Consider the following 13,489-nt stretch of genomic DNA (forward strand, 5'->3'; position numbering starts at 1 on the left):
GCCGAGGAATAAGCGAAAAGTCCCTGTATGATATCGATATTGAGATTGACGATATGCGCTTTTATCCCACCTGAAATCGTTGGAAATCGCACCCGTCACCGGCGTGAAGAAAAGTTCATGGTTGATCTGAAGGGCTCCTCAGAGGAAAAAATGAAAACCAGCCACTACGCTCGTATTTTCATCCTGTCACTGTGTCTTTTGCTGCTGGGCTGCGGATCTGAAACGGATAATCAAGCAGCCGAGAAGACCGATCGCCCGGTAAAAATCATCACGATCAACGATGCCGACACCCTGCGCAGCCATCGCTACCCAGCGATCATCGACGCATCCGAACTCACGGAACTCAGTTTTCAGGTCGGTGGAAAGATTGCCGAGCTGCCCGTCAAGAAAGCCCAGTCGGTCAGCGAGGGAGACTTGGTTTCACGCCTGGATCAAGGCGACTTTCAAAGCAACCTGGCATCTGCCAGGGCGGTATACCAGAACGCGGAAAGCGAATTTCGGCGCGCGGCGCAGCTTGCCGAGCGAAACCTGATTGCCAGGAGCGCGCTGGACCAGAAGCGATCCCAGCGCGATGTCGCCAGGGCAGAGCTCAATTCCGCTGAAAAAGCCCTGAAGGATTCCGCCCTGTATGCGCCGTTCAGCGGCGTGATTGCGGAACTTCCCGTGAGGCGGCTACAAACCGTGGCGGCAGGAACGAAGATTGCCACCATCATCGGCACCAGCCAGATGGAAGCGGTCGTCAACCTTCCCGCGAGCATCATCAGCCAGGTGCCGACGCGAATAGATCCTGGCGCCCTAGTGCTGCTTGAGGCAATGCCCGGTCGAGAAATAGAAGCCACCTACCAGGAAGCAAACCTGATCGCGGATGCCTCCTCCCAGACCTATTCCGTCACGTTTTCGTTTATGCCGCCCGAGGACATGGTGGTGTTGCCCGGAATGAATGCCACGCTAATGTTGCGGTCCACGAACAGCGACGAAGCAATAAAAAAGGCTGTCATGGTGCCGCTGGCTGCGGTGCAGAGCGATGGCGACGAGCAATACGTCTGGATTATCGACACAGACACTATGACGGTGTCCAGACGGGATATCGAAATCGAGCCGGGTATCGGCGAGATGCTTCTGGTCACAAACGGCCTGTCAAAAGGCGAACAAGTCATAGGCGCAGGCGGTGCCTACCTGACCGACGGTGAACAGGTGACTCCCTGGGCGGAATGAATGGCACCGCTGTCATTGGCATAGCGCTACTTGCTATGAATCTTGAACAAAGAGTAAGTCAATGAATCTGGCCGAATTCAGCATCAAAAACCAGCTGCTGTGCGTTATTGTCATCCTCCTGTCATTGGCCGGCGGCTTGCTTGCCTACCAGAACATGCCGCGCTTCGAGGACCCGGAGTTCACGATACGCTCGGCAATGGTCATCACCCAATATCCGGGCGCCACGCCTTTGGAAGTCGCCGAGGAAGTCACAGAACCGCTGGAGCGCGCGGTGCAGCAGTTGCAGGAGGTCGGCGATATCGAATCCACTTCGATGGGCGGTCGCTCCGAAATTACCGTCAACATCAAGACCGAATTCGCACCGAGCAAGGCCGACCTGCAGCTGATATGGACCAAGCTGCGCAACAAGATCAACGACGCAGCGCCGTCGCTGCCGCCTGGCGCGAGCACGCCACTGGTCAACGACGACTTCGGGGATGTCTACGGTCTTTATTATTTTCTGACCGGCAATGGCTTCACTCCCGCGGAATTGCGGCGCTACACCAAGGAATTGCAGAGCGAATTGCTGCAGGTCGAGGGGGTTGCCAAGGTCGTCTACGACGGCGATCTCGGCGAAGCGATCTTCGTTGAAATCTCGCGGCAGAACCTTGCTTCGCTCGGCGTATCGATAAGCGATATCTATCGCACTCTCGAACAACAGAACGCCGTGGTCGCCGCCGGCGAGGTCGATATCGGTCAGCGCCGATTGACCATTCGTCCCAGCGGCGCCACGGACTCGGTGGCGGCCATTCAAAACCTGCTGGTTGCGACGTCAGGCGATGGGCGCGTCACCTATTTGCGAGATGTTGCTCACGTGTGGCGCGGCTATCAGTCACCGCCTAAAAAACTGTATCGCTTCAACGGTGAGCCGGCGATCGCCATCGGGATCGCCGGTGTGCTGGGGGCAATATCGTCAAGATCGGACACGATGTCGACGAAAAATTGGCGGATATCGAAAGCCGCCGCCCCCTCGGTATGGAGCTACACCAGTACTACCATCAAGGCCAGGAAGTCGAAACCTCGGTACAGACATTCATGATCAACGTGATTGCCGCCCTGATCATCGTGCTGGTGACATTGATCATCTTCATGGGCGTCAAACCCGCGCTCGTGATTGGCGCAATTTTGCTTGTCACCATATCCGCGACGCTGGCGATCATGAATCTGGTCGCGATTCCCATGCACCGGGTTTCTCTCGGCGCTCTCATCATCGCGCTGGGCATGATGGTGGACAACGCCATTGTCGTGACGGAAGGCATCCTGGTGGGCGTGCAGCGCGGTCAGAAAAAACTCGAGCTGGCCAAGCGTGTCGTCAGTCAATCCAAATGGCCGCTGCTGGGCGGCACCCTGGTGGGTATCATCGCCTTCGCCCCCATCGGTCTGGCGCCGGGCGATACCGCGGAGTACGCGGGACATCTCTTCTGGGTGATCATGATCGCCCTGCTGTTGAGCTGGGGGTTTGCCGTCACGCTGACACCGCTGTTCTGCTTCTGGCTATTCAAGGAAGCAGTGAACAGTACCAAAGAAGCATCCAGGGACAACTGGTTTTTTCGCGCCTACAAGGGATTTCTCAGACTGGCGTTGCAATATCGTTATCTGGTTATCCTCATCGTGCTGGGATTGTTCGCAACCTCGATCTGGGGCTTCAAGTATGTCAATGCAGGCTTTTTCCCGGCCTCCACGACCCCGCAGATCGTGGTGGATTACTGGCTGCCGCAAGGCACGCGCATCGAGCAGACCGAGCAGGAAATCAAGCAGGTCGAGGCGTTTGTGGAAGAGCTGAAGGGGGTCGTGGACGTGGAAACGTCCATCGGCGGCGGCGGCATTCGTTACATGCTGGTGTATCAACCGGAGCAGCCGAACAGCGCCTATGCCCAGCTCTTGATCCGCACCGAGGACTACCGCCAGATCGGCGGCCTGATGCCGATCATTCAGAAACACATCGATCAATCATATCCCAATGCACAGGCCAAGGTATGGCGCTTCATTCTGGGGGCCGGCGGCGGATCGAAGATCGAGGCCACGTTCCAGGGTCCGGACCCGGACGTACTGCGTGACCTTGCCAATCAGGCAAAAACTATCATGGTGGCGGATGGAGGCGCGCTGTCGATCAAGGACGACTGGCGACAACAGGTCAGCAGCATCAAGCCGATCTATTCTCTCATAAAGGGCCAGCGGGCCGGCGTATCGCGCCAGGACCTGGCCAACGCCCTGGCCACCAACTTTTCCGGCAAGCAGGTGGGCTTCTATCGTGAGGGAGACGACCTAATTCCCATTATCTCCCGTGCGCCCATGGACGAGCGTGTGAGCATCGAGAATATCAGGAATGTTCAGGTCCTCAGCTCCACCACCGGGAATACCGTGCCCATCGAACAGGTCACCGACGGCTTTGTCACGGTCTGGGACAACGGCACCTTGAAGCGCGAGGACCGAATATGGACGATCAAGGCGCAGAGCGACCCTTACCCGGATGAACTCGTTTCGCAGCTTTTCGATCGAATTCGTGCGGACATCGAGGCCATCGATCTACCGGATGGCTACAGCTTCAAATGGGACGGGGAATACGGCGACTCTCAGGAATCCAACGAAGAGCTGGCCAGCACCCTGCCGCTGGGTCTGCTTGCCATGGTGATCACCGTGCTGGTGCTTTTTGGCAGCGTTCGTCAGCCTCTGGTGATCTGGCTGGTGGTGCCCCTGGCGCTGATCGGCGTGGTGCTGGGACTGGTCATCACGCAAACGCCCCTGGAGTTCATGGCGATACTTGGAATACTGTCCCTGTCCGGCTTGTTGATCAAGAATGCCATCGTGCTGGTGGATCAGATCGATCAGGAAATCGACGAAGGCACCTCGCGCCTGGACGCCCTGATCGATGCCTCCGCCAGCCGGGTTCGGCCGGTGATGATGGGGACACTGACCACGGTACTCGGCGTCATGCCCCTGATGTTCGATGCGTTCTTCCAGTCCATGTCGGTGGTGATCGTGTACGGCCTGAGTTTCGCGACGCTGCTGACGCTGGTCATCGTGCCGGTGCTCTACGCCGTGTTCTTCAGGATCCGCTCAAGGGAGACGACGCGCACTTCTTGATGGCAATAGCGCCCGGTCAGCGGCTTGTTCAGCTCAAGAGCCGCGACTGGGGATTTGCCTTCTTCATCCTTTATCGAGATTATCGATGGGCTTGCGCCCCAATCCCTTGAGCACCAGGCTGCGAATACCGCGCAGCGGTGGATAGAGCAGCCGCGCTCGCCTGGGAGAATGAAAGATCCAGCGATTGAGACGGTTGAACAGGCCGGAGCGGCTGCTCAGCAGAGCCAGAACCTGCATGGCCTCGCTGCCGTAATACAGCCGCCCATTCAGTTTGAGTACCATGCCCCCGTCGATATCCAGTCCTGCCCGGGTGACTTCTTTCAGTTCTTCAGTATTTTCCCGAGCATTGACCAGGCGCAGTTTGCCAACGCTATCCCGCAGGCGTACCAGCTGGGCGTAGCGCGCGCAGAAAGGGCATTCACCGTCATAGATCAGTACAGCTTCGTCAGTCATCGCCTTCGACACTTTCATTGTTTGCGTTCGCGAATCAGCGCTTGCCAAGGTTCTCGGGGCCGAAGGCATCCGGCAGCAGCGCTTCCATATCGTACTCCCGCAGCAGACGACCCTGGGCATCGAGAACCAGAATCCGCGTATCGACCGTGGCGAACTCGCGAATACGCTGGCGGCAGTCGCCGCAGGGAGTGCAAAGGTGCTCGCCGGGGCCGATCACGTAGACCCGCTGCAAACGGCGCTCCCCGGCGCTGACCATGGCGGCGATGGCCGAAGCTTCCGCGCAGATCCCCTTGTAGTGGGCGGTCTCCACGTTGGCGCCGGCGTAGCGCCTAGCGCTTTCGCTCTCCACCAGGGCGCCGACCGGATGATTCGAGTACGGTGCATAGGCGCGATCGCGCACGCTGATCAACTCGGTGACCAGGTTGGCATCGATGGCGGTAGTGGCTGTATTCATGTCGCTGTCTCCCGGGCCCGATCGTCTCGCATTACCGTTTCCAGCGCCACCAGCATCATGTCGTCGAAGGTGCTCTGACGCTCTGTGCTGGACAGCGAACCGCCCTTCAGAATGTGATCGGAAACGGTACACAGCGTCGCGGCCCGGGCACCGAATTCCGCGGCCACTCCAAAGAGGCCGGCGGCCTCCATCTCGACGCCTAGGATACCGTAGCGCTTGAGCAGATCCAGAATCTCGGGACGCGGATCGTAGAACAGATCCGCCGAGAAGAGGTTGCCGACCTTGACCGGAATACCCAGGGCCGCGGCGGCGTCCACCGCGTGGCGAGTCAGCTCGAAGTCGGCGATGGCGGCGAAGTCCATGCCCGCGAAGCGGCTGCGATTGACCCCGGAGTCGGTGCAGGCGCCTAGGCCGATGACCACGTCGCGCAGGGCGACATCATCGCGCACCGCGCCGCAGGAGCCGACGCGAATCAGCGACCTGGCCCCGTAGTCGACGATCAGCTCCCGGGCATAGATCGACACCGAGGGAATGCCCATGCCGTGGCCCATCACCGAGATGGGACGTTCCTTGTAGCGTCCGCTGAAACCGCTCATGCCGCGCACGCTGTTCACTTCCCGCACCTCGTCGAGAAAGGTTTCGGCGATGTACCGGGCGCGCAGCGGATCCCCGGGCATCAGCACGGTGTCGGCGAAATCGCCGGGGCCGGCATCGATATGGGGTGTCCCCATCAGAATTCTCCTCGACGGATCACATCGTGAATCAAGGCGGGCGGCGTGACTTCGGCCTCGCCCACGTCAGCGGCGGCCCGCAGGCGCTGGCCGGCACGCGCCGCGTCGGCCTGACTCCGGGCATGAACGACTGCTAGGGGCCGCGTGGTATCGACCCGCTCGCCCAGTGCCGCGATATTGCTCAAGCCGACAGCGTGGTCGATGGCGGCACCGGCCTGCAGGCGTCCCCCGCCCAGTTCGACCACGGCCATGCCCAGGGCCCGGGTGTCGAGCCGAGCCAAGATACCCGGCGTATTCGCATAGACAGCGACCTGGCAAGGTGCCTGAGACAGATGACGATCCGTGCGTTCGAGCAGATCCGTGGGCCCGCCGAGCCCCGCCACCATGCGTGAAAACCGCTCCGCGGCGGCCCCGGAGGCAAGCGTCCGGTCGAGACTCGCCGTGGCCGCTTGGCGTGACGTCGCCAGGCCGCCCTGGAGCAGCATTTCCACCGCCAGCGCCCGGATTACCTCGATCAGACGCCCTTCTCGCTTATCACCGGTGAGTAGCGCAATGGCTTCCTGTACCTCCAGGGCATTGCCCGCGCAGGTTGCCAGGGGCTGGCTCATGTCCGTGAGCAGCGCCGTGGTCGGCGTGCCCGCCCGACTGGCTACCTCCGCAATGGTAGTGGCCGACTCGATGGACGCCTCCTGGGTGGGCATGAAAGCGCCGCTCCCCGTCTTGACGTCCATGACCAGGGCGTCGAGGCCGCAGGCGAGCTTCTTGCCGAGAATGGAGGCAGTGATCAGCGGCGGGGATTCCACCGTGGCGGTAACGTCGCGAACCGCATAGAGACGCTTGTCCGCCGGCGCCAGGTCCGCAGTCTGGCCGATGATCGCCACCCCGACTTTCTTGACCAGACGCCGAAAGCGCGCCTGATCCGGCGTCACGTCATAGCCGGGAATCGCCTCGAGCTTGTCCAGGGTGCCGCCGGTATGACCCAGGCCGCGCCCGGAAATCATCGGCACGTGGCCGCCACAGGCAGCGACCCAGGGGGCGAGCACCAGCGATACTAGATCGCCGACTCCGCCGGTGGAGTGCTTGTCCAGCACCGGCCCGGGCAGATCGAGATCGTCCCAGCGCAGCACCTGGCCAGAATCCCGAATGGCGGTGGTCAGGGCCAGGGTCTCCGCCTCGCTCATGCCGTTGAGATACACTGCCATGGCGAAGGCTCCCAGCTGGCCGTCACCGATACGCTCCTCGGCGATGCCGCGCACGAATTCGGCGATGGCCGCCGGGGGAAGCTCGCGACCGTCGCGCTTGTGGCGAATCAGCTCCTGGGGCAGCATCAATATCCTCCGCTGTCATCCTGGAGGATGGCTACGCCGAGGGTGACAAGCAGATCGTCGAGCAGGCTCGAGGCGCCGAAACGAAAGTGCGCCGGGGTGAGCCAGCCGCTGCCCATGAGGCGCGTGGCCAACTGCAGGTAGGCCTGGGCATCTTCGGCACTGCGCACGCCGCCGGCAGCCTTGAAGCCCACCTCGCGGCCGGTGTCGCGAATCAGGGTCAGCAGGATCTCCGCGGATTCGAGGGTCGCGTTGACCGACACCTTGCCGGTGGAGGTCTTTAGGAAGTCGGCGCCGGCGTCGATAGCCAGTTCGCCGGCCCGCCGGATCAGTGCCGTATCCTTCAGCTCGCCGGTTTCCAGGATCACCTTGAGAGTGGCATCGGCGCAGACCGCCTTGCAGGCGGCCACCAGTTCGCGGCCCTGTTCCTCGTCGCCGGCCACCAGGGCTCGATAGGGATAGACCACGTCCACCTCGTCGGCGCCGGAGGCAACCGCCGCCCGCACCTCCCGGGCGACATCCATGACCTCCCCCTCGCCGTGGGGAAAGTTGGCGACGGTGGCGATCTTCACGCTATCGCCGAGGCCGTAGGCAGCCAGCGCGCGTCTGGCGGTCACCACGAAGGCGGGATAGACGCAGACCGCCGCCGGCGTGCCGACCGGGGTCTTGGCGCGCCGGCACAACGCCTCGATGGTGGCATCGCTGTCGTCGTCGTTGAGGCTGGTGAGATCCATCAGACTCAGGGCCTGGCGGGCCGCGTCGCCAAGTTCGTTATCGGAAGAATGCATCATGCTGACCTCTCGTGATTCATGTGGAAATTGCCATGCCGGCGATCATCCCGCCGCTGCCAGGGCGATGAAGAAGCCGGCGATGGCGGCGGACATCAGGTTGGAGAGCGTGCCCGCCAGCACCGCCTTGAGGCCGAAGCGGGCGATGTCGTGGCGACGGCTCGGGGCGATGCTGCCCAATCCGCCCAGCAGGATGGCGATGGAGGACAGATTGGCGAAGCCGCACAGGGCAAAGGACAGGATCGCCACGGTATGGGCGGATGCTAATGCGCCGGTGGCGGCCACCGCGGTTTCACCGTCGATATAGGGGGCCAGGTTGACGTAGGCGACGAACTCGTTGAGCACCAGCTTCTGGCCGATGAAGGAGCCGGCAAACGTTGCCTCTTCCCAGGGTACGCCGAGCAGAAAGGCCAGGGGAGCGAACAGCCAGCCCAGGATCCATTCAAGGCTCAGCGACTCCATGCCGAACCAGCCGCCGACTCCGCCGAGGATACCGTTGATCAGCGCGATCAGGCCGATGAAGGCCAGCAGCATGGCGCCGACGTTGGCGGCCAGCTTCAGGCCCGAAGAAGCTCCGGTCGCGGCGGCGTCGAGCACGTTGCTGGGCTGATCCTCGGCTTCGATCACCTCGCTGGCCTCGTCGACGTTGATTTCCTGATGCCGGGTCTCGGGCATGATCAGCTTGGCGAACAGCAATCCTCCCGGAGCGGCCATGAAGGACGCCGCCACCAGATACTCCATCGGGATCCCCAGGGCGGCATAGCCCGCCAGCACCGAGCCCGCCACCGAGGCGAGCCCGCCGCTCATTACCGCGAATAACTGGGACTGCGTCATGCGGGCAATGTAGGGACGCACCACCAGCGGCGCCTCGGTCTGACCGACGAAGATATTGGCCGTGGCGGAAAGCGATTCAGCCCGGGAGGTACCCAGCGCTTTCTGCAAGGCACCACCAAGAATGCGCACCACCCACTGCATGATGCCCAAATAGTAGAGCACCGCGGTCAGGGACGCGAAGAAGATGATCACCGGCAGCACCCTGATCGCGAAGACGAAGCCGACGGATTCCGCGTCGGCCAGCCCGCCGAACAGGAAATCGATACCGTCGTTGGCATACAGCACGACCTGACTGACCGCATCGGAAACCGCCTTGAGCACCGCCTGGCCGGCAGGGACGTAAAGCACGAAGGCGCCAATACCCGCCTGAATGGCGAAGGCGACACCTACGGTACGCAGGCGTATCGCTTGACGATCGGTGGAGAACAACAGTGCGATGAGGATCAGGGTCGCCATCCCGACGAGGCTCATGAACAGTGTCATGGCGATATCCTTGTTATTGAAAGAAGGGATCGTTATGGATATCGATCATGACATTCCGCTGATGTACCGGGAAAGTGGCGAGGTGAAAGATACCGCCACCGCCGGCAGGCTGGAGGGGGCAAAAAGGCAAGCATTCCTGGTGCCCGCCCGCGTGGGTCAGCCGGCCCGCTCGCCTGCCTTTGCCCCTGGTCTATTTCCGCTTGAGGATCACGCCTCGATCCCCGGCGGCGTAGACATCGCCCTGGGAAGTGACCTGCACCGCGCGAAGACCGGTGGTGATGCCGGAAGCTTCCGGCTGCCACTGCCCTGCCTCGAAACGCAGGATATTGCCGCTGGTGCCCACCACATAAGGGCCGACATCCGACGAACCGTCTATCGCCAGCAGATCGTCTCGTGCCCGGGCCGGGGTCAGCACCCAGCGCGTGCCGTCGAAATGACCCAGGGTGCCGGACAGCCCGATGATGAAGATATTGCTCAGGCTGTCGCCCCAGACGTCGTAGAGAAAGTTCTCGGTGCCGGCGTGGAATTCCGCCCAGTTCTCGCCGTTCCAGCGCAGGATAAGGCCGAAATCCCCCACCGCCAGGATATGCTCGTCGTCCATGCCCCAGATGTTGTAGAGCGCCGATTTGGTGCCACTGGTCATGCGCTGCCAGCCCAGGCCGTCCCAGTGCAGGATCAGCCCTTCGTCACCCACCGCGTAGATCGAGTTTGGCCCGGTACCCCACATGGCGAGAATGGTGATATCCAGATGCAGGTCGTAATGCTTGTCCCACTTATCGCCGTCGAAGCGAAAGATCTGTCCCATCTGTCCACCGGCATACAGGCCACCCTGTCCCGCATCCCATAGACAGTGCACCGAGAGTTCGCTGGGGGCAGGCAATGTTTCCCAGACGTCATTTTCAATGGGGTTTTTACAGCGCAGCACCGTGCCCGCCTCGCCGCAGGCGTAAAGGGTGTCGTCCGGGCTCGCCCACAGGCCCCAGAGCTGGTGCCGGGTGCCGGAATCCATGACCTCCCAATCGATGGCCTGTTCGGCGTTGGGATCTACCACCGGCGCCAGGGCCAGGGTGAAATCCGCCGCGGCGGTCATGATGGTGCCGAAATCACCCACCGCCAGGGCTTCACCGGTCGGCAGCGGCACGATATCCATCAGATCGTGGCGGTTGTTGCTTTGAAGCTGATCGAGACGGCTGCCCTTCAAGTAGTAGAGATGGCCCTGATCGCCGACCATCAGCACGCCGTCTTTATAGGTCTTGAGGGAACGCAGTCGTGGCATGGGCTTGTCGACCTTGACGTTCTCGAAGCACCCGGCGTGATAGCGTACCAGCTCGCCGCGAAAACCGTTCTGGTCGATGAAGTAGCGCCCGCCGGCCAGCAGCAGCTCCTCGTCACCCAGGGCCAATACGGTCATGAAGCCCGAGCCGAAGGGACAGTCCATCTGCTCCCAATGTCCGTCGCCTGAGCTGCTCAGCACCGTGCCTTCACCGCCCACCGCGTAGAGCTGACCGTTGGGGGTGCGGGTGATACCGCGCAGATTGATCGTGGTACCGCTGTCTTCACGCAGCCATGTCTCTCCCTCGAGGGTCAGGATCATGCCGTCGTCGCCTACCGCCCAGGCGCGGCCGGTCTCGTCGCCGGTAATGTCGAACAAAGGCGTGTTTTCCTCGCAGGAGGCGAAACGCTCGGTTCGCTCGTCAATGATGCCACCGCGCTGCAGGCGCCATTGGTCGCCATCGAAATGAAGGATGGTGCCCATCCAGCCCACGGCGTAAAGACTGGAGCGATCAAGACCCCAGATGGCGTGCAGCGGCAGCCGTATCGGTGTGTCCATGCGATGCCAGAGGCTGCCGTCCTGCGCAGGAGTGCCGTCGAAGTGCAGGACCATGCCTTCATCGCCGACCACGAACACTTCGCTGCTGGAGGCCCAGCCGGACCACAGCACGTCGCCGTCACCGGCGCTGACCTCGGGCACCCGATGCCAGGGCGCCTGATGCGGCGCCTCGGGATCGCCCACCCCGAACAAATCGCGAAACAATTGACGGCGGGGGTTTACAGCGGTATCAGAGGGACTCATGGAATTCCTTGTTCGAGCTAGCTTATTCGCTGCGTTCGCCATCGCCGGAAAGGCGGCCTTGTTCGGCGTTCAGCATGGCTTCGATTTCCTGACGGACAGCATCGCGTTCTTCCGGCGGCAAGCCGGCCAGGGCATCTTCCAGATCGGAAGACTCGAGATTCTTCTCGAAGGCATCCCCCAGGGAGTGCACCGCGGCCTGAGAGAATTCCGCCTGGGCTTTTGCCACGCAGGCGTCCACCACCGGGGTGAATGCCTGGGCGGCGGGGCTCTGAGGATGCGCGACCACCACCGGCGTGCCCAGATCGGAGCCGGAGGCGAGTTCCAGTGCCAGAGGAATCTGGGTGAGGGATTCGATACCGGCCCGAGCCAGACTTTCCACCAGATGATCCCGGGGAAAGAGGTGAAACTCGCCGCTGCAGTGCGGGCAGGTGATGCCGGACATGTTTTCCACCACCCCCAGCATCGGCAGGCCGCGCTCATGGCAGAAACGCACCGCCTTCAAGCTGTCCATCAGCGCCACGTCCTGTGGCGTGGTGGCAAGCAAGGCCGAGACGTTTGCGCCTTCCAGCATGTCCGCCAGGGTGATCAGTTCGTTGCCGGTGCCCGGGGGCATGTCCACGATCAGGAAATCCAGCTCCCCCCAGTCGAAGGAACCCACCAGATGATGCATGAAGTCGTGCTTGTAGGCATCTCGCCAGACGATGGGGGTATCGTCGCTTTCCATCAGAAAGGCCAGCGACCCCACCTTGACCGGATGCGCCAGGGAATCCTCCGTGAAATTCTTGGTCCCCAGGCCCTGATCGCTCAGGCGCACGTGCTCCCCGGCAAAGCCGAAGAAACGGCTCTGATTGGGACCGTGAATATCCGCATCCGCCACCCCGACCCGATAGCCGCGCTGGGCAAGGCCGGTGGCCAGATTGGCGGAGACGGTGCTCTTGCCCACGCCGCCCTTGTTGGCCATCACCAGGATGATCTGATCGATGCGCTCGAGACGGCTTTCGATCAGCAGCTTTTCATGGTGAGGCTTGTCCAGGCTGCAGTGGGGCTCATGGGGGCAGAACTGACAGGAATGGCCCAGCCCGCAATCCGCCGGGCTGAGCTTGAGTTCCTCGTTATTGTCTGTTGAGTCATTGCCTACGTTGAGGTAGGAAACCGACATTCCGTCACCTATTGATTGGAGGTTTGAGCCGATGCTTGGGCCTGGGCTTTCTGATCACCCTCGATAGTGTTATCCAGCAGAATCCACCCTTGGGTAACGCGCTTGTTGCCATCCCGCCCCCCCTCATTGCCTTGCCACACGGCGAAGCTGATGGGGATCTCATCCTGGGTCAAGTCGATCTGATGCTCTCCGTCGGTGCCGATTTCCCGGGACATCACCAGATGCCACTCCCAGTCGACGGGATTGCGACCCGTGATATAAGCGACATCGCCGCTGACCGGTTGTTCGGGCAACATGGTGGTACTGAAATAGCCGCCGGCGGCCAGGTCTTCCACGACATACTTGCGATCCGCGCGCCAGTACCAGATATTGACGGGTTTATCCGGACCGCTGCCCATCATGTAGGACGTATCCGTACTGCCGTCGAGAGCGAACTGAATGGCCGCGGCATCACGAAAGCCGTCGACGGTGGTGCCGACGTTCTTGGAGGTGTCCTTCCAGCGCAGACGCACATAGAAACGATCCGAGCTGCGGGCGACCTGAAAATACAGGTTCGTGCCCTTGTCCGCATCGAAGCGCAGTTTCGTCGACGGGTGTACCGGCGGCGCCACGCTCAGATAGGTGCGATAGCTGGGAATGCGGTCCCAGACGATGTCGTCCGGATCATCGAGACTACGCAGGTAGATGAAGTCCGGCACCCGGCCCACCTTGACGGTGTCCCAAGGCTGCACTTCCTGGATATTGGGGTTCTCGAACTCCGAAAATTCCGCCAAGGCGACGCCGGATAGCGGTAGTCCGATCAAAAGCGCCGCCAGGTAGTTGATTGAGCGCTGCATTCTCATCTCTCTCT

Annotated in this window: 10 protein-coding genes and 1 pseudogene; 2 read left to right on the forward strand and 9 right to left on the reverse strand. The window is 61.6% G+C overall.

All coding sequences use genetic code 11. The annotated features are described in order from the left end of the window. The first annotated feature begins 117 nt into the window (after nt 1-117). Both FGL86_RS16985 and FGL86_RS16990 read left to right on the forward strand, forming a co-directional pair. Complete coding sequence (locus FGL86_RS16985; protein WP_186764435.1) at nt 118-1,215, forward strand: efflux RND transporter periplasmic adaptor subunit; 1,098 nt, start codon at nt 118-120, stop codon at nt 1,213-1,215. A gap of 61 nt (nt 1,216-1,276) precedes the next feature. Further along, nucleotides 1,277-4,338 (forward strand): annotated as a pseudogene (locus FGL86_RS16990) (efflux RND transporter permease subunit). Nucleotides 4,339-4,401: 63 nt separating this feature from the next. Here FGL86_RS16990 and FGL86_RS16995 read toward each other — a convergent pair. The 9 genes from FGL86_RS16995 to FGL86_RS17035 form a co-directional block, all read right to left on the reverse strand. Continuing rightward, nucleotides 4,402-4,791 carry a thiol-disulfide oxidoreductase DCC family protein gene (locus tag FGL86_RS16995; RefSeq protein WP_147185875.1) on the reverse strand — a complete coding sequence of 130 codons (390 nt, stop codon included), beginning with the start codon at nt 4,789-4,791 and terminating at the stop codon, nt 4,402-4,404. A 34-nt stretch (nt 4,792-4,825) separates the two neighbouring features. Next, nucleotides 4,826-5,245 (reverse strand): cytidine deaminase, encoded by a 420-nt coding sequence (gene cdd / locus FGL86_RS17000; RefSeq protein ID WP_147185876.1) that lies wholly within the window; start codon nt 5,243-5,245, stop codon nt 4,826-4,828. Next, on the reverse strand, nt 5,242-5,976 hold the full coding sequence (gene deoD / locus FGL86_RS17005) for a purine-nucleoside phosphorylase (RefSeq protein ID WP_147185877.1): 735 nt from the start codon (nt 5,974-5,976) through the stop codon (nt 5,242-5,244). Before deoD ends, cdd begins: the two co-directional genes overlap by 4 nt. After that, complete coding sequence (gene deoA / locus FGL86_RS17010; protein WP_147185878.1) at nt 5,976-7,304, reverse strand: thymidine phosphorylase; 1,329 nt, start codon at nt 7,302-7,304, stop codon at nt 5,976-5,978. Before deoA ends, deoD begins: the two co-directional genes overlap by 1 nt. Beyond that, nucleotides 7,304-8,092 carry a deoxyribose-phosphate aldolase gene (gene deoC / locus FGL86_RS17015; RefSeq protein ID WP_147185879.1) on the reverse strand — a complete coding sequence of 263 codons (789 nt, stop codon included), beginning with the start codon at nt 8,090-8,092 and terminating at the stop codon, nt 7,304-7,306. The genes deoA and deoC overlap by 1 nt, the downstream gene beginning before the upstream one ends. A 42-nt stretch (nt 8,093-8,134) precedes the next feature. After that, a complete protein-coding gene (locus tag FGL86_RS17020) occupies nt 8,135-9,406 on the reverse strand; it encodes a NupC/NupG family nucleoside CNT transporter (protein ID WP_147185880.1) in 1,272 nt (423 codons plus the stop codon). A 190-nt stretch (nt 9,407-9,596) separates the two neighbouring features. Continuing rightward, nucleotides 9,597-11,480, reverse strand: a complete 1,884-nt coding sequence (locus FGL86_RS17025) for a WD40/YVTN/BNR-like repeat-containing protein (RefSeq protein ID WP_222433768.1) — start codon at nt 11,478-11,480, stop codon at nt 9,597-9,599. A 22-nt stretch (nt 11,481-11,502) separates the two neighbouring features. Next, complete coding sequence (locus FGL86_RS17030; RefSeq protein WP_147185881.1) at nt 11,503-12,639, reverse strand: Mrp/NBP35 family ATP-binding protein; 1,137 nt, start codon at nt 12,637-12,639, stop codon at nt 11,503-11,505. An 8-nt stretch (nt 12,640-12,647) separates the two neighbouring features. Beyond that, nucleotides 12,648-13,475: a DOMON domain-containing protein gene (locus tag FGL86_RS17035; protein WP_147185882.1), complete on the reverse strand. Its 828-nt coding sequence runs from the start codon at nt 13,473-13,475 to the stop codon at nt 12,648-12,650. Nucleotides 13,476-13,489: the final 14 nt, after the last annotated feature.

The sequence above is a fragment of the Pistricoccus aurantiacus genome (assembly GCF_007954585.1).
Taxonomy (GTDB): domain Bacteria; phylum Pseudomonadota; class Gammaproteobacteria; order Pseudomonadales; family Halomonadaceae; genus Pistricoccus; species Pistricoccus aurantiacus.